The following is a 15,519-nucleotide window of genomic DNA, read 5'->3' as shown; positions in this document are numbered from 1 at the left end:
TACGACAAGCGCGAAATCTCACGTTCCGAGATGATGTTCGCGCGCCGCGATCAGGTCCCGGATCGCCTTCGATATCGGGACCGGACGATGCGTTTGCTGGTTGGTGTTGACCCAGACGATCTCGCCGGTCACCAGCGCATCCGCGCCGCCTTTCAGGAAAATGGCGAGTTCGAAGGTGAGGCTTGAATTGCCGATCCGTGCCACGCGCGCGCCAACGTCCAATTCCCAGTCGAACCGGACCGGCGCCTTGTATTCAATGACCGATCTGACGACGTGGAAATCCTCGCCCGTCTGCCTGGCGTCGGCATACTGATCGTAGCCGAGCGCCCGAAAATACTCGGTGATCGTGGTGTCGAAATAGGTCAGATAATGCGCGTTGAAGACAACGCCCTGACCGTCGATTTCGGAATAGCGCACCCGGAATGGGTGAAAGAACCAGAACTGCTCGCGTGACATGGGATTCCCGATTTTGCGTGTTTGGCCGCCTGCATAGCATAAAGCCACCGCTTGTAGCCCGGATGGAGCGCAGCGCAATCCGGGGTCCTGGAATGTGCAGGTAAAGGCGTCCCGGGTTGCGCTGCGCTCCACCCGGGCTACGGCTGTGCGGTCACAAACACGTCGCGCGTTCGGCGGCGAGGTAGCCGAACAGCAGGCCAAGACCGAACAGCAGAACGAGGCCAGCCGCGCCGAATTCGATGCCGCGCATGATCAGCGTGCCGCCGCCTTCGCTTCCTGCGCTGAGCCGCCGGGCGAGCCCCTTTGCGGATACGGCAACGACGGCAATGGTCGCGACCGTGATCGCGGTGCCGAGCCCCATCACGAAGGTCGCGGCAATGCCGGCCCAGAAACAGCCCCTGCGCCAGCGAAAACACCAGCACCAGGATCGCGCCCGAGCAGGGCCGCATGCCAACGGCGAAGATCGCGCCCAGGCCGCGTTGCCAGCCGCCGGGGCCGGCGAGTTGATCCGGCGTCGGTCCGTGGGAATGGCCGCAATGCTCGTCGTGAACATGGTCGTGGCCGTGAGCATGATCGTGGTCGTGATGACCGTGGTCATGGCCATGATCATGATGATGGTGTGCCGCCGCCATCGCAGGCTGTGGCTTCGCCTGCAGCGCGCGAATAAAGCCGCCGCCCTTGGTCCAGACCAGCCGGGCACCCAAGGCTGCGATCAGAGTATAGCTGGCGATCTCGATGACCTTCTCCGCCCCGCACATGCTCTTGGCGGTCGCATTCAGCAGCCAGGCACCGATGCCGACGATCACGACCGCCACCAGCGCCTGTAACAGCGCCGACGCGAACGACAGCACGATGCCGCGCCGCGCGGTTTCCTCGTTGGCGACGAGATAAGACGAGATCACCGCCTTGCCGTGGCCGGGGCCGGCGGCGTGAAAAATGCCGTAGGCAAAGGAAATCCCAAGCAGCGTCCAGACCGCGCTGCCATCCGACTTCGCGGCGCGTATGGTCGCCGACATCTCGCGATAGAATTCGGATTGCTTGGCGAGGATCCATCCGATGATGCCGCCGACCTGCGGCTCGGCAGGAGGCCGCGGGCCGCCGAACGGATTTTGCGCCATCAAGGCGTGCACGGTCGCGTCCAGGACAATAACAGCCGATAATGCGGCTACGGTGAAGGTGATGCCTCGCGCAAGGCCGGCGGGCATTCGCCTCACGGGCAATTCACCGTGATCTTGTTGGCAAACATCGCGCCGTAATTGGAATTGTCGCCGTTCATGAAGTTCTGCTCGTTCAGGCGCTGGGTGTTGGCGGTCTCGTCATTCGGCCGCTGGAACTGGATCTTGCAGGCGGCGGGCGCGCCGACCAGCTTGATCGGATCCTTGTCGTCGAATTTGAAGTCGATGAAGTAGGAGGGATCGAACACTTCCAGTGCGAGCTGTTTCGGCGTCACCGGCGCCTTCAGCGGCAGAACGAAATGCAGCGTCAGTGCGCTGTCCTTGTATTCGAGGAAGTAGTCGGTCGGTTCCTCGAATTTCGTCTTCTTGCCGTCGGCCTTGGCGAAGGTGAAGTAGGCGAACTCCTTCAGCGACTCGACATTGGTCTGCGCCAGCGGCGCCAGTTCCTCGCGGCTGTAGACGCCCTTGGTCTTGGTCGTGATGCCCTGCAGCGCGTAGGTTGTGAACATCTCATCGAAAGTCCAGGCGTGACGCACCCCCGTCATCGATCCGTCGGGCGCGTAGACCACCTCGCTCTTGGCCTCGATCCAGACATGAGGATGTGCATGCGCCACAGCGGCGCCGAACGCGACGCCGCCGATGAGCAGGAGCAGACCGAGCAATCCGCGCATGGTTGATATCACCTCAGGCCGCCGGTGTTGTTTCGAGCAGTCCCCGCCGGCGCAACAACGCATCGGCCTCCGGCTCGCGACCGCGGAAGGCGACATAGGCCTCCTCGGGCTCGCGTGAGCCGCCCGACGAATAGATGTCGTCATGCAGGCGCTTTGCCACCGCTGGATCGAAGATGTCGCCGGCCTCCTCGAAGGCGCCGAACGCGTCGGCATCCATCACTTCGGACCACATATAGCTATAATAGCCGGATGCATAATGATCGCCGGAAAAGATATGACCGAATTGTGTGGGCCGGTGCCGCAGCGCGATTTCCGCGGGCATGCCGATCTTTTCCAGTTCCGCCTTCTCGAACGCTGCAACGTCGCGGCTGGCCTCGGCAGGCTGGGTATGGAACTCCAGGTCGATCAGCGCCGAGGATACGAACTCCACGGTGGCAAAACCCTGATTGAACTTGCGGGCGGCGAGGAAACGCTGCAGCAGGTCGTCCGGCAGCGGCTCGCCGGTCTGGTAGTGCTTTGCGAACTGCCGCAGCACCTGCGGCTGCTCCTGCCAGTGCTCGTAGAGCTGCGAGGGCAATTCGACGAAGTCGGTGAACACCGATGTCCCCGACAGCGAGGGATAGGTCACGTTGGACAGCAGGCCGTGCAGGCCATGGCCGAACTCATGGAATAGCGTACGCGCATCGTCGGGCGACAACAGCGACGGCTCGCCGTCGGCGCCCCTGGCGAAGTTGCAGACGTTGATGATGAGCGGGGCGATCTCGACGTCGAGCTTCTGCTGGTCGCGCAGCGAGGTCATCCAGGCGCCGGAGCGCTTCGAGGACCTGGCGAAGTAATCGCCATAGAACAGCGCCTTGTGCTTGCCGTCGGCGTCCTTGACCTCCCAGACCCGGACGTCCGGATGCCAGACCGGGATGTCTTTCCGCTCCGAGAAGGTGATCCCGAACAGCCGGGTGGCGCAATCGAAGGCGGCCTCGATCATGTGGTCAAGCACCAGATAGGGCTTGATCGCAGCGTCGTCGAAATTGGCGCGGCGCTGCCGCAGGATCTCGGCGTAGTAGCGCCAGTCCCACGGGGCGAGCGCAAAATTGCCGCCCTCCTCCGCGATCAGCGCCTGCAGGGCGTCGCGGTCGGCGAGCGCTCGCGCCCGGGCAGGTTTCCAGACCCGCTCCAGCAGGCTGCGCACCGCCTCCGGCGTCTTGGCCATGGAATCCTCCAGCCGGTAGGCGGCATAGGTCGGAAAGCCCATGATCTTGGCCGCCTCCTCGCGGAGCGCGAGGATTTCCACGATGGTGGCGTTGTTGTCGTTGGCGTTGCCATTGTCGCCGCGCGCGGTGAAGGCCTTGAAGACCTTCTCGCGCAGGTCGCGGCGGGAGGAACTCTTCAGGAACGGCTCGACCGAGGAGCGCGACAGCGTCACGATCGCCTTGCCGGCCATGCCCCGCTCTTCCGCAGCCGCCTTGGCCGCGGCCACGAAGGCCTCGGGAAGGCCGGCGCGGTCGTCCTCGCCGAGCTCCATGAACCAGTCCTGCTCGTCGCCGAGCAGATGGTGGCTGAACGAGGTGCCGAGCTGGGCCAGCCGCTCGTTGATCTCGGCCCGGCGCTTCTTGGCGACCTCGTCGAGGCCGGCGCCGGCGCGGTGGAAATTGGTGTAGGTACGCTCCAGCAGCCGCATCTGTTCGCCGGTCAGGCCGAGCGTGGCGCGCTTCTCGTGCAGCATCGCGATGCGGCCGAACAGCACCGCATTCATCATGATCGGGTTCCAGTGCCGCGCCATCCGCAAGGAGACTTCCTTGTCGATCTCGAGAATCGCCGGATTGGAGTGCGCCGAGACCAGGTCGTAGAACACGGCTGCGACCTTGGAGAGCAGCTTGCCGGAGCGTTCCAGCGCCGTAACGGTGTTGGCGAAGTCCGGCACCGAGGGATCATGGGTGATCGCCGCGATCTCGGCGGCATGGTCGGCAAAGGCCTGCTCGAAGGCGGGCAGGAAGTGCTCCGGCTCGATCTCGGCAAAAGGCGGCGTCTCGAACGGCGTCTGCCACGGCTTGAGCAGCGGATTTGCTCCAGCTTCCGGAGCGGCCGCCGTCTGCAGGGTTTCTGACATCACAATTCCCGTCTTTTCCTTGAAAACATGCGGCAATCTATATCACGCGATGCGGCATTTTTGGGCCTTTTGCGCTTGATAGATGGGGCCTTTTCGGAGAGATTGCGCCCCTTGAACAGGACCTTTTTCCATGAGCCCACAGCCCGCTTCCACCTCCTCCCGCGCCGTCGCCTGGCCAAGCGTCGTCACCGTCATCTCGGCGGCGATCCTGATCGGCGCCGAAGTGTTCGGCGCGGCCTTTGCCGGCGGCTGGGCGCTCGCGATCCTGTTCGGCCTCGACGACACCAGCGCTCACATCCTGCAGGCGGTGCTGTTCGGGATCGGCGTGCTGATCATGGTGGCGTTCATCCGCGCCGCGCAACGCATCGAACCGTTCTTCAGGCGCGCCTGACGCGCGTTCAAGAAAGCGCTGCGGCACAGGCGCTGAAGCACTCACGCATCTTGCAGAAATCTTAACGTCCGTTCATGCTTGTTCATCGGCGGCGCGCGCTGAGAACGAATTTGTAAGCACTCGTCGGGGAAATTTGTCCCCAGCCTAAAAAAATTGTTGCGAAGCGAAATCAAAAGTCTTATTTCCTGCCTTGCCCAATTTCGCACGTGCCTGTGGTCGTGTGTCAGTCGGTAGGTATCCGGACAAGAGGCCGGACAGCCGCCAAGGGATGGAAGAACCGAGGGTCGCTCCATAAGCGGCCAGCATCTCTCTCAAGAGATGCCGTTGAAGGTCTCTCCATCCTTTGCAACCGTGACTGGCAGCCGGAGGCGAACCGGCGCACCCCGCTCTCAACGGGGGACGCGACTTAAAGCAACGACGGATCGGGCTTTTTTGGTCTCTACCGGCATTCCAACGCCGGCGCGGGCTACTGAAAAGGCTTGTCCTTCATTGCCAGGTGTGCGGGCGGGAAGATTCCCGACCAATCCACGGCAGCACAATTCGGTCTGAGTTCAAGGCCTTGTCGCGTCTCCATCGTGCGACAACGCCGAAGCACTCATGTCCGAGATCAAAATTTGAACGGGTCCCGTCGCTGGGCCGTTTGGAGGGTGCTATGACCGAACGTATTCAGGAATTCCTGCGTAACCGCCGCAGCGAGGGCCATGACACCGAGCCGTGCCTCGTGGTCGACCTCGAAGTCGTGCGCGACAATTACCAGACCTTTGCCAAGGCGCTGCCGGACAGCCGTGTGTTCTATGCCGTGAAGGCGAACCCGGCGCCGGAAGTGCTGTCGCTGCTCGCCTCCATGGGCTCCTGCTTCGACACCGCAACCGTCGCCGAAATCGAAATGGCGCTGGCTGCCGGTGCGACGCCGGACCGCGTCTCCTATGGCAACACGATCAAGAAGGAGCGCGACATCGCGCGCGCCTTCGCGCTCGGCATTCGCCTGTTCGCGGTCGACTGCGCCGCCGAAGTCGAGAAGATCGCGCGAGCCGCCCCCGGTGCAAAAGTGTTCTGCCGCATTCTCTATGACTGCGCAGGCGCCGAATGGCCGCTGTCGCGCAAGTTCGGCTGCGACCCGGAGATGGCGGTCGAGGTGCTCGACCTCGCCAAGCGTCTGGGCCTGGAGCCGTGTGGCATCTCGTTCCATGTCGGCTCGCAGCAGCGCAAGGTGAAGGCGTGGGACCGTGCGCTGGCGATGGCCTCGACGGTGTTCCGGGACTGCGCCGAGCGCGGGATCAACCTGTCCATGGTCAACATGGGCGGCGGCTTCCCGACCAAGTACCTCAAGGACGTTCCTCCGGTCCTGCAATACGGCCGATCGATCTTCCGTGCGCTGCGCAAGCATTTCGGCAACCAGATCCCGGAGACCATCATCGAGCCGGGCCGCGGCATGGTCGGAAATGCCGGCGTCATCGAGACCGAAGTCGTCCTGATCTCCAGGAAGAGCGACGAGGACGAGGTGCGCTGGGTGTATCTCGACATCGGCAAGTTCGGCGGCCTCGCCGAGACGATGGATGAGTCGATCCGCTACGCTATCCGCACGCCGCATGACGGCGCGGAGATGACGCCGTGCGTGCTCGCGGGGCCGACCTGCGATAGCGCCGACGTGCTGTACGAGAAGTTGCCGTATCCGCTTCCGGTGACGCTCGAGATCGGCGACAAGCTGCTGATCGAAGGCACCGGGGCCTATACGTCGACCTACTCGGCGGTGGCGTTCAACGGCATCCCGCCGCTGCGGACTTACCACATCTGAAGCCTCGTGAGAGGCTCGACTAATCGGGAGCCGGTGCGCCGGCTCCCTCCCCTCATTTGCCGATTTTCTGACAACGCTTCGCGCGGCTCACCTTGCCGTGGAAGCGGGGACTGACGTGCCATGACTGCTTTGCGGAAGACCACCACTGCCCTCACCCCCGATGCCGCTCCGTTCGCGATCCGTGCGGAGCGAGCCTCGGACGTCGCTGCGCGCGAGGCGCTGCTGGATGCCTGCTTTGGCGCAAGTCGCCATACGCGCACCTGCCAGCGCCTGCGCGACGGACGCGCGCCTGCCGAAGGCCTTGCCTTGTCGGCCGTGCGCCAGGGCCGGGTGGTCGGGTCCGTGCAGTTGTGGCACGTCAGCGCCGGGGGCATCCCGGCGCTCATGCTCGGCCCGCTGGCAGTGGAGGCATCCTCCCGCCAGTTCGGCGTCGGGGCTGCGCTGATGGACCATGCGCTCGCGGCGGCGAAGGCGCGTGGCCATCGCGCGGTAATCCTGCTGGGCGACGCGCCCTATTACGCCCGCTTCGGCTTCTCAGCCGCCAAGACCGGCGAGCTGCGGCTACCGGGTGCGTTCGAGCGCGACCGGCTACTCGGCGTCGAACTTAGCGAAGGTGCGCTCGACGGCGCCTGGGGTTTGATCGCCGCGACCGGCGCGCCGCTGCCTAAGCCCAAGGCAGGCCGCGTCAGGAAGGCGCTGCTCGTGCCGCGCGTGGCTTGATGCCATGCCGGAGAGCCTTTCCGAGCCAGGCGGCGGCGCGCGCCCGCGCTTGCGCAGCGTCATCACCACGGTGCTCCTGATCATGATCTCGGTCATGATCGTGCGAGACATCCTCGTGCGCCGCTGGGGCGGCTCCGCACCCCCGGCCTCCGATGTTGCCAGGCCATCCAGGTAGCCCCGCGAGGGGTTGCGCGCGCAGGCGAAAAGCCCTTAAACCGCGCCAAACCCGCCCCGGATCATGCCCATTCCTTCCACGATCGAGGTTCCGATGCCCCGTCGCCTGATCTCCACCGGCTCGCCTTTCGAAAAGATCGCCGGCTACAGCCGCGCCGTCATCGACGGCGATTTCGCCTTCGTCGCCGGCACCACCGGCTACGACTACACGACCATGGTCATTCCGGCCGATGTCACAAGCCAGGCACGTAACTGCTTTAGGAACATAGAGGCTGCGCTGAAGGAAGGCGGCTTCGCGATGGCCGATATCGTCCGCGCGACCTATTACATCACTGACCTCGCGGATGCGGACGCGTTCTTCGCGGTCTGCGGCGAAGCGTTCGGCGAGATCCGCCCGGCCACAACGCTCCTCGTCGTCGCGGGGCTCTACAAGCCCGAGATGAAGGTCGAGATCGAAGTGACCGCGAAGCGCCGCACCCCCTGATCCCATCCAACACTGACACCGTTTTCCGGAGACCCCACTAATGAACCCGCCTGCGCAGACCCACGCGAAAATTTCCGGCCCCATCGTCATGATCGGCTTCGGCTCGATCGGCAAGGGCACGCTGCCTCTGATCGAACGTCACTTTGACTATGACAAGTCGCGCTTCGTCATCATCGATCCGCATGAGGATGGCGAGCTCGCCAAGCAGCACGGCGTGCGTTTCATCAAGCAGGGTATCACCCGCGAGAACTACCGCGAGGTGCTGGTGCCACTGCTCACCGCAGGCGGCGGCCAGGGCTTTTGCGTCAACCTGTCGGTCGATACCTCGTCCGTCGACATCATGACCTTGTGCCGCGAGATCGGCGCGCTCTACATCGACACCGTCGTGGAGCCGTGGCTCGGCTTCTATTTCGACAAGAACATCGGCCCGGAGAAGCGCTCGAACTACGCGCTGCGCGAGACGCTGCTGGCGGCCAAGCACAAGAGCCCGGGCGGCACCACCGCGGTCTCCACCTGCGGCGCCAATCCCGGCATGGTGTCGTGGTTCGTCAAGCAGGCGCTGCTCGATATCGCCCGCGATACGGGCGTTGAGGTCAACGAACCGAAGAGCCGTGAAGGCTGGGGCCAGCTCGCGCACAAGCTCGGCATCAAGGGCATTCATATCGCCGAGCGCGACACCCAGCGTTCGAAGAAGCCGAAGCCGATGAACGTGTTCGTCAACACCTGGTCAGTCGAAGGCTTCGTCTCCGAGGGCATGCAGCCGGCCGAACTCGGCTGGGGCACCCATGAGAAATGGATGCCTGATAACGGTCGCCAGCACACCGAGGGCTGTGGCGCTGCCATCTACCTCCTGCAGCCCGGTGCCAACACCCGCGTCCGCTCCTGGTGCCCGACGCCCGGCGCGCAATATGGCTTCCTCGTCACCCACAACGAGTCGATCTCGATCGCGGACTACTTCACCGTGCGCGACGGCGCGAAGGTGGTCTACCGCCCGACCTGTCACTACGCCTATCATCCGGCCAACGACGCCGTGCTGTCGCTGCACGAGATTTTTGGCGCCACCGGCAAGATGCAGCCGAAGTGGCACATTCTGGACGAGAACGAGATCGAGGACGGCATCGACGAACTCGGCGTGCTGCTCTACGGCCACGGCAAGAACGCCTATTGGTACGGCTCGCAGCTCTCGATCGAGGAAACCCGCCGCATCTGCCCCTACCAGAACGCCACCGGCATGCAGGTGTCCTCCGCCGTGCTGGCCGGCATGGTGTGGGCGCTGGAAAACCCCGAAGCCGGCATCGTCGAGGCCGACGAGTTGGATTTCCGCCGCTGCCTCGAAATCCAGAAGCCCTATCTCGGCCCGGTGAAAGGCTATTACACCGACTGGACGCCGCTGTCGGACCGGCCGGGCCTGTTCCCGGAAGACATCGACACGTCAGATCCCTGGCAGTTCAGGAACATCCTGGTGCGGTAACCGCGCCGGCACGGCGCAGCCAGAGAGGTGATGCACCGGCCATTGTCGAAATCGAGGTGAGGCTGATAGGGTGCACAACCACAACGTGACACCCTGACAGCCGCGCCGGTGATAATGAGCCGAAATTCAAACGCAGCCTGCTCCGCGAAGCTGAGAACTGCTGGCGTAGCAATCGCCCTGATGATCTCATCGCTATGTCCCGGCGCAGCTCTCACCGCCGGGGAACGATGCATGGCGAGCTACTACCGCAGCAAGTCGGCGGCCTGCGTCGACGATACGCTGGCGCAGCTCCGGCAAACGGCCGCAAGCGGGCGGGCCGACCCCAACACCATCACCGGCTTTCTCGCCGAACTCTTCAGGACCTCCCCGCAGGAGCGCGAGCGCCTCCTCAAGGCCGAGCCCTCGGACTACATGAAGTCGGTGGACGTCATCAGCCTGTACAGGGCGGGCTTGCCCGACGAGGCGCAGAAGTTTGCCGCCGCCAACAATCTTTCCAGCCTGTCGGACAGATTGCGGGCGGCGCGGATGCCGCCGCTGGACGCCGTGACGCCGTCCTCCACGCCGGCCGACAATGACCTGCTGATCGGCGCTTACATGGCATCCGGCAACACGGCGCATATCCAGCGAATTCTCGACAATTATTCCGGCGCCGACGACGGCATGGTCAGTGACGGCTTGCGCGTCGGCTTCATGATGAGCAAATTCGGTCCCGGCCTCGCGCCGAAGGGACGCGACAGCGTCATGATCAAGGTCGCCTGCACCAAATACGGCTGCAAGGCGGACCAAACCAAATTCCTTCGGGTCATGACACTGGGGACGGCGATCTGGTCGCTGCAATCGCTGGCGGCGCAGGACGACGGTATCAAGAAGACGCTGTCCGAGTTCTTTTCCCGCGACGCGCGTCTCAAAAACCTGTTCGCGGCCGAGCAGGCCGCTTTCGGGAACTACTTGACTACGATCGTGCTCGTGTCGACCTTCCAGAAAGATCGCACCGGAGCAGCCCAGGACCAGACCTACGACCTGATGAACAAATCCGCGTCGGTCTACGAAAATCTGGGGTCCGGCAAGGACGCGTTTGAGCCCTTCAGGAATCTCAAGAAGTAACCGAGTACGCGTAGCCGCGTAGAGCGGCAGCCGCCCAGCGGTTCCTGCTGCAGTGCACAGCAGGCGGCGCGATTCCGGGCGTAGAACTACGCACGAAAACCCGACCCCTCGTAACTCTCGATTAATCCAATCGCGCGACCCTGAGGGGTAATTTTCTGCGACGGCCCAAGGCCGTCACCGCAGTTTTTTGAGCGAGGGCTCCCGGTTGGGGCGACCAACATGCGCGTCATTATTGCCATCGTCCTGTCGGCCGCTGCGCTAGCCGCATGCACGCCTGAAAGCAACAACGACGTTACGGGCTCGGTCGGAGACTGCGCCCGCAAGCTGTACAGCCAGTACAACCCCAAGGACAAGAAGCAGTGCATCGCGGTGTGCATCGCCTGCGAGCGCGGAGTGATGACGACCTGCTCAACCGCCTGCACTCTCAAGGGTGCGATTTGATCGCACGCCGGCGGCACCTTGCCGTCAGACGACGCCGCCGAGATAGAGCCGCTTGACGATGTCGTTGGCCTTCAACTCGTCGACCGACTGCGCCGCCACCGCGATCTCGCCGTGGACGATGATGTAGCCGCGGTCGGCGATCCGGATCGCCTGGTTGAAATTCTGCTCCGCCATCAGCACGGTCAGACCGACGCGCTGCTTGAGTTCGCCGATCTTGGCGATGGTCTGCGACACCAGCAGCGGCGACAGGCCGACCGAGGGTTCGTCGATCAATAGCAGGCGCGGCGAGGACATCAGCGCACGCGCAATCGCGAGCATCTGCTGCTGTCCGCCGGACAAGGTGCCGGCGAGCTGGCTGCGGCGCTCCTTCAACGCGGGAAACGTCTCATAGGCCAGCGCCAGATTGCGATCGATGGCGCTGCGAGCGGCCTTGCGGAAAGCGCCCAGCATCAGATTTTCCACGACCGTCAGCTTGGGGAATAGCCGCCGTCCCTCCGGCACCAGCGCCACGCCGAGATCGACGATCTCTTCCGCCGAAAGTTTGGTGAGGTCGTGCGCCTTGCCGTCGATCGTCAACGACAGCCGGCCGCGATCCGGGCGGACCAGGCCCATGATGCACTTCATCAGCGTGCTCTTGCCGTTGCCGTTGGTGCCGAGCAGCGCAACCGTCTCGCCGGCCTCGACATGGAGCGTCACGCCGCGCAGCGCCTTGACGGCGCCGTAGCCGGCATCGAGGCCCTCGATGGCAAGGCTAAGTGCCAAGGTAGGCCTCCTGCACCCGCTTGTTGGCCATCACCTCGGCCGGTGCGCCGATCGCGATGATTTTCCCCGCGTCGAGGCACATCACCCGTTCGGAAAAACGCGCATCACCGCCTGCATGATGTGCTCGATCATGATGATGGTGATGTCCTCCTCGCCGAGGCTGATCAGGAGATCGAGCACCTCATCGACCTCGGAAGAGGAAAGTCCCGCCATCGCTTCGTCCGAAATCAAAAGTTTCGGCCGCACCGCCATCGCGCGCGCGAGCTCCATCTTGCGCAATTCCACCTGGCTCAGCGTATCGGTCGACGCACCGGCCTTGGCGGCAAGTCCCATCCGCGTCAGGATCGACATTGCGACGTCTTCCTCCGGCAGGCTCGAACCGACGGTAGCAAAGTCGAGCCCGACCATGAGGTTTCCCAGCACCGTCATGCTCTTGAACGGTCGCGGAATCTGGAAGCTGCGGGCGATGCCACGGCGCGCGCGCAGATGCGGCGGCAGTTGGGTAATGTCCTCGCCGCAGAACACCACGCTGCCGACCTGCGGACGCAACGCCCCGGAAATGCAGTTGATCAGCGTGGTCTTGCCCGAGCCGTTCGGCCCGATCAGGCCGAACCGTTCGCCTTTCCTTATGTCGACGCTGATATTGTCGAGCGCGGTGAACCCGCCGAAGGTCTTGGTAAGGGTTCCGACTTGCAGCAAAGGCGCGTCAGGCGCGGCTGTCACCGTCATGGCTTGCCTCCCGCGCGCAGACGATAGCGCGGCCGCAGCAGCCCGATGATGCCCTTGGGCGCGCCGACCACGAACAGCACCAGCATGATGCCGAGCACCAGCACGTTGACTTCCGAGGAGATGGTCACGGCGAGAAGCTGTTGCGTCGAGCCGAGCAGGATGGCGCCGAGCACCGGGCCGATCCAGTGCGCGGTTCCGCCGATCAGCGCCATCGCAAGCGCCGACACCGAGTAGCTCAGGTTGAACGCCGAGGACGGATCGGCATATTGCAGGTACATGGCGGCAGGCGCCCCGGCCGCGGAAATCAGCGCGCCCGATATCATGCAGGCGACCAGTTTCAGCTTCAGGGTCGGCACGCCCGTGCATTCGGCGGCGAGTTCGTCGTCCCTTAGCGCCTGCAGGCCGCGGCCGATCCGGGAGTTCTGGATGTAGCGCGCGATCGAAACGGCAATGACTACCAAGAGCGCCTGCACAAAAAACAGCATCTTCACGTAACTGTCGAACGGCGCCATCACCGGCGGCCGCTGCAACTGGATGCCGGCCGCACCGCCGACGAACCGCCAGTTCATCACAAAGGTCTCGATGATGATCGCCAGCGCAATCGTCGCGATCGAGAAAAAGATGCCGCGCATCCGCAGGGTCAGGAGGCCAACGCCAAAGCCGAGCGTCATGCCGACGACCGCGGCGGCTGCGATCTGCACCACGAGCGGAGCCCCCGTCGCCTTGAACAGGGCCACTGCCGTGTAGACGCCGACCCCGAAAAAGGCGTTGGTGCCGAAATTGACGTAACCGGCATAGCCGCCGAGGATGCTCCAGGCGACCGCGAGCGCGATGAATTGCAGGATGACGTAGCCAGCAAAAAACGGATACTCGTTGCGGACGATCTGGGTCATCGACAGTACGGCGACGAGGAAGACGACCACGCCGGCCCAGAACGCGATGCTGTTGCGGTGCTTCGTCATCGGCCGAGCAGACCTTGCGGACGCACGGCGAGCACGCCGAGCAGCATCGCGAACGAGATCGCAGGCGCCCAGGAGGCGCCGAACATCGTCAGCACGATCGATTCGGCGACGCCGAGGATAATGGCGGCGATCAGGGTGCCGCTGATGCTGCCGAGCCCGGCCATGACCACGACGCAGAAGGTACGCCCGATATAGGCGCGGTCGAGCGTCGGCTCCACCGGCGCCACGATGATCAAGAGCGCACCGGCGATCCCGAGCACGGCGGTGGCGATGCCAAAGGCAAATTGCTTGATGCGGACCGGATTGGCGCCCATCAGCCGCAGCGCCTCCTCGTCCTGCGCGACCGCTCGGATCGCACGGCCCATGAAGGTTTTCGACAGATACACCGCCAGCAGCACCGTCAGCGCCAGAGCGACCGCGAACGCAACGAGCTGCCGGATCGGTATCCGAAACTCGCCGAACCGCCAGGACTTGCCGATATAGGTCGCCGAGACCGAGCGCTGGTCAACGCCGAACTGCAGGATGATCAGCACCTCGATGATGAAGGCGATGCCGAAAAAAAACGCGATGCCGCGGACGCCGGCGTCGCTGCCGCGCCGCTCGAAGGTCTCGTAATAAACGCGGTAGGCGAGCAAGCCGAACACGAAAAACAGCGGCGTGAGCGCGAGCCCCGCCAGCAACGGATCGACGTCGTAGCTTTCGTTGAGCTGGTACACGCCGTAGGACGCGAGCACCAGGAACGCCGGATGCGCGACATGGGGAACGTCGAGCAGTCCGAACGAGACGGACAACCCGACGCTGACGGCTGCATAGAAGCAGCCGAGCAGCACCCCAAGCACCACTGCTCCAAGCAGCAGGTCCATCGAAAACACGTCAGGTCCCCCCTTGGCTCCGGGCCGGAAAAGCCACGAGGCCTAGTTTCGGGCCGCCTCGAAGGGACTGATGAGATTTCCAGTCTTCAGCTTTTCCGGGAACAGGATCACCTGCTTGCCGGACGACCGGAACTGTTCGATGTCCTTGTCCTTCACGCCCCGGAACTGCGCCTGTAGCGTCGCCGTTTCCTTGCGCTCGCCATCCGCCGAAAACGCCATCGGCCCGACGATGGTCTTGTGCTCGTTCTCGCGCAGATATTTGGCGATAGCCTTCTGGTCGAGCGACTTGGTCGCACCGACCGCCGCCTCGATCATCTGTCCCATCGCATAGCCGAACGGCGCCAGATAATAGCCGAGCGGATCGACCTTGGCCTCGATGGCACGCTTTGTGTACTTGTCGAAAAATTCCTTGGTGCCGTCGAAATACATGCTCTTTTCCGGCAGCCAGGTATTGTAGTTCACGACGCCGTTGAGCAGCGAGCCGAGGTTGGACATGACGGCGGCAAATTGCAGGCCGACCATGCCGCCGCCGAAAATCGTTGACATCATCGCCGATCCCGATCTCGTTCACGGCACGCAGGATGCCGGCCGAGTCGGGCGGATACGACGCGACATAGACGATATCGGGCTTGGCGGCCTTGAGCGCGCGGATGATGGAGGCGAATTCCACCGTGTTCGGCGGATAGGACTGATCGAACACAACCGGGATGTTGCGCTTCTTGGCGACGTCGCGTGCGGTCAGCGCGAGGTTCTGGGCGAATTCCTGATCCGCGGTGAGCAGCGCCATGCTCTTGCCGCCGGCCTTCTGCGCCAGATCGAGGAACGAGGCCGCCCAACTGTCGGCCGGCCCCCAGGGCGCATTGTTGAACCACATGTCGTGGCCGACCTTGCTGTTCACCTGGAACGAGAAATTCCCCATCAGCAGCAGGCCGCGCTGCTTGACGAACGGCATGATCGGCGCGGTCGGCACCGTCGCGTAAGGCGCGAACAGGAGGTCGACCTTGTCGACATCCACGAGCTTCGCGTAGATCGCCGGCGTCTCTGATGCGCTCGACTTGTCGTCATAGACGACCAGTTCGACCTTGCGGCCGAGCAGGCCGCCCTTGGCATTGATGTCGTCGCGCCAGATTTCGATACCGAGCAACGAAGCCTTGCCGCCGCCGGCAAGACCGCCGGTTTGCGGCATCGACATGCCGATCTTGATCGGC

The 15,519-nt window shown here is 63.7% G+C and carries 16 protein-coding genes and 2 pseudogenes; 8 read left to right on the top strand and 10 right to left on the bottom strand.

Going from position 1 to position 15,519, the window contains the following annotated elements:
• Positions 1-18: 18 nt before the first annotated feature.
• The 4 genes and pseudogenes from V1279_RS02515 to V1279_RS02500 all read right to left on the bottom strand — a co-directional run bounded on the left by V1279_RS02515 (position 19) and on the right by V1279_RS02500 (position 4,406).
• Positions 19-456 carry an acyl-CoA thioesterase gene (locus tag V1279_RS02515; RefSeq protein WP_334432138.1) on the bottom strand — a complete coding sequence of 146 codons (438 nt, stop codon included), beginning with the start codon at positions 454-456 and terminating at the stop codon, positions 19-21.
• Positions 457-607: 151 nt separating this feature from the next.
• Positions 608-1,661 (bottom strand): annotated as a pseudogene (locus tag V1279_RS02510) (nickel/cobalt transporter).
• Between the two features lie 5 nt (positions 1,662-1,666).
• Positions 1,667-2,302, bottom strand: coding sequence for a DUF1007 family protein (locus V1279_RS02505; RefSeq protein WP_334432136.1), 636 nt, complete (start codon positions 2,300-2,302; stop codon positions 1,667-1,669).
• Between the two features lie 13 nt (positions 2,303-2,315).
• On the bottom strand, positions 2,316-4,406 hold the full coding sequence (locus V1279_RS02500) for a M3 family metallopeptidase (RefSeq protein WP_334432133.1): 2,091 nt from the start codon (positions 4,404-4,406) through the stop codon (positions 2,316-2,318).
• Between the two features lie 130 nt (positions 4,407-4,536).
• Between V1279_RS02500 and V1279_RS02495 the strand changes: the two genes are divergently transcribed.
• The 8 genes from V1279_RS02495 (at position 4,537) to V1279_RS02460 (ending at position 10,986) form a co-directional block, all read left to right on the top strand.
• Positions 4,537-4,797 (top strand): hypothetical protein, encoded by a 261-nt coding sequence (locus V1279_RS02495; RefSeq protein WP_334432130.1) that lies wholly within the window; start codon positions 4,537-4,539, stop codon positions 4,795-4,797.
• 652 nt (positions 4,798-5,449) lie between these two features.
• A complete protein-coding gene (locus tag V1279_RS02490) occupies positions 5,450-6,592 on the top strand; it encodes a type III PLP-dependent enzyme (protein WP_334432128.1) in 1,143 nt (380 codons plus the stop codon).
• Positions 6,593-6,712: 120 nt separating this feature from the next.
• Positions 6,713-7,312 carry a GNAT family N-acetyltransferase gene (locus V1279_RS02485; protein ID WP_334432126.1) on the top strand — a complete coding sequence of 200 codons (600 nt, stop codon included), beginning with the start codon at positions 6,713-6,715 and terminating at the stop codon, positions 7,310-7,312.
• Between the two features lie 4 nt (positions 7,313-7,316).
• Positions 7,317-7,487: a hypothetical protein gene (locus tag V1279_RS02480; RefSeq protein WP_334432124.1), complete on the top strand. Its 171-nt coding sequence runs from the start codon at positions 7,317-7,319 to the stop codon at positions 7,485-7,487.
• A 93-nt stretch (positions 7,488-7,580) separates the two neighbouring features.
• Positions 7,581-7,970: a RidA family protein gene (locus V1279_RS02475; RefSeq protein WP_334432122.1), complete on the top strand. Its 390-nt coding sequence runs from the start codon at positions 7,581-7,583 to the stop codon at positions 7,968-7,970.
• A 40-nt stretch (positions 7,971-8,010) separates the two neighbouring features.
• Positions 8,011-9,441: a homospermidine synthase gene (locus tag V1279_RS02470; protein ID WP_334432118.1), complete on the top strand. Its 1,431-nt coding sequence runs from the start codon at positions 8,011-8,013 to the stop codon at positions 9,439-9,441.
• A 231-nt stretch (positions 9,442-9,672) separates the two neighbouring features.
• Positions 9,673-10,545, top strand: coding sequence for a hypothetical protein (locus V1279_RS02465; RefSeq protein WP_334432116.1), 873 nt, complete (start codon positions 9,673-9,675; stop codon positions 10,543-10,545).
• Between the two features lie 219 nt (positions 10,546-10,764).
• Positions 10,765-10,986 carry a hypothetical protein gene (locus tag V1279_RS02460; RefSeq protein ID WP_334432113.1) on the top strand — a complete coding sequence of 74 codons (222 nt, stop codon included), beginning with the start codon at positions 10,765-10,767 and terminating at the stop codon, positions 10,984-10,986.
• Between the two features lie 24 nt (positions 10,987-11,010).
• Here the strand turns inward: V1279_RS02460 and V1279_RS02455 are convergent, their stop codons facing one another.
• The 6 genes and pseudogenes from V1279_RS02455 to V1279_RS02430 form a co-directional block, all read right to left on the bottom strand.
• Complete coding sequence (locus V1279_RS02455; RefSeq protein WP_334432110.1) at positions 11,011-11,748, bottom strand: ABC transporter ATP-binding protein; 738 nt, start codon at positions 11,746-11,748, stop codon at positions 11,011-11,013.
• Positions 11,749-11,829: 81 nt separating this feature from the next.
• Entirely contained in the window at positions 11,830-12,477 is a 648-nt protein-coding gene (locus V1279_RS02450) for an ABC transporter ATP-binding protein (protein ID WP_334432108.1), read from the bottom strand.
• Positions 12,474-13,439 (bottom strand): branched-chain amino acid ABC transporter permease, encoded by a 966-nt coding sequence (locus V1279_RS02445; RefSeq protein ID WP_334432106.1) that lies wholly within the window; start codon positions 13,437-13,439, stop codon positions 12,474-12,476. Before V1279_RS02445 ends, V1279_RS02450 begins: the two co-directional genes overlap by 4 nt.
• Positions 13,436-14,302, bottom strand: a complete 867-nt coding sequence (locus tag V1279_RS02440) for a branched-chain amino acid ABC transporter permease (RefSeq protein ID WP_334446167.1) — start codon at positions 14,300-14,302, stop codon at positions 13,436-13,438. The genes V1279_RS02445 and V1279_RS02440 overlap by 4 nt, the downstream gene beginning before the upstream one ends.
• A 51-nt stretch (positions 14,303-14,353) precedes the next feature.
• Positions 14,354-14,857 (bottom strand): ABC transporter substrate-binding protein, encoded by a 504-nt coding sequence (locus V1279_RS02435; RefSeq protein ID WP_334432103.1) that lies wholly within the window; start codon positions 14,855-14,857, stop codon positions 14,354-14,356.
• Positions 14,858-14,918: 61 nt separating this feature from the next.
• A pseudogene (locus tag V1279_RS02430) lies at positions 14,919-15,497 on the bottom strand (ABC transporter substrate-binding protein); the annotation flags it as partial.
• Between the last annotated feature and the right edge of the window lie 22 nt (positions 15,498-15,519).

The organism is Bradyrhizobium sp. AZCC 1610 (assembly GCF_036924515.1).
Lineage (GTDB): Bacteria > Pseudomonadota > Alphaproteobacteria > Rhizobiales > Xanthobacteraceae > Bradyrhizobium.
Note: the sequence above shows the minus strand (reverse complement) of the source record. Positions and strands in the feature narration are given on the sequence as shown.

Coding starts and splice junctions, on each gene's coding strand:
- V1279_RS02515 (WP_334432138.1), bottom strand. CDS start 456: ATGTCACGCGAGCAGTTCTGGTTCTTTCACCCATTCCGGGTGCGCTAT.
- V1279_RS02460 (WP_334432113.1), top strand. CDS start 10,765: ATGCGCGTCATTATTGCCATCGTCCTGTCGGCCGCTGCGCTAGCCGCA.
- V1279_RS02475 (WP_334432122.1), top strand. CDS start 7,581: ATGCCCCGTCGCCTGATCTCCACCGGCTCGCCTTTCGAAAAGATCGCC.
- V1279_RS02480 (WP_334432124.1), top strand. CDS start 7,317: ATGCCGGAGAGCCTTTCCGAGCCAGGCGGCGGCGCGCGCCCGCGCTTG.
- V1279_RS02500 (WP_334432133.1), bottom strand. CDS start 4,406: ATGTCAGAAACCCTGCAGACGGCGGCCGCTCCGGAAGCTGGAGCAAAT.
- V1279_RS02435 (WP_334432103.1), bottom strand. CDS start 14,857: ATGTCAACGATTTTCGGCGGCGGCATGGTCGGCCTGCAATTTGCCGCC.
- V1279_RS02485 (WP_334432126.1), top strand. CDS start 6,713: ATGACTGCTTTGCGGAAGACCACCACTGCCCTCACCCCCGATGCCGCT.
- V1279_RS02505 (WP_334432136.1), bottom strand. CDS start 2,302: ATGCGCGGATTGCTCGGTCTGCTCCTGCTCATCGGCGGCGTCGCGTTC.
- V1279_RS02445 (WP_334432106.1), bottom strand. CDS start 13,439: ATGACGAAGCACCGCAACAGCATCGCGTTCTGGGCCGGCGTGGTCGTC.
- V1279_RS02450 (WP_334432108.1), bottom strand. CDS start 12,477: ATGACGGTGACAGCCGCGCCTGACGCGCCTTTGCTGCAAGTCGGAACC.
- V1279_RS02490 (WP_334432128.1), top strand. CDS start 5,450: ATGACCGAACGTATTCAGGAATTCCTGCGTAACCGCCGCAGCGAGGGC.
- V1279_RS02465 (WP_334432116.1), top strand. CDS start 9,673: ATGGCGAGCTACTACCGCAGCAAGTCGGCGGCCTGCGTCGACGATACG.
- V1279_RS02470 (WP_334432118.1), top strand. CDS start 8,011: ATGAACCCGCCTGCGCAGACCCACGCGAAAATTTCCGGCCCCATCGTC.
- V1279_RS02495 (WP_334432130.1), top strand. CDS start 4,537: ATGAGCCCACAGCCCGCTTCCACCTCCTCCCGCGCCGTCGCCTGGCCA.
- V1279_RS02440 (WP_334446167.1), bottom strand. CDS start 14,302: ATGGACCTGCTGCTTGGAGCAGTGGTGCTTGGGGTGCTGCTCGGCTGC.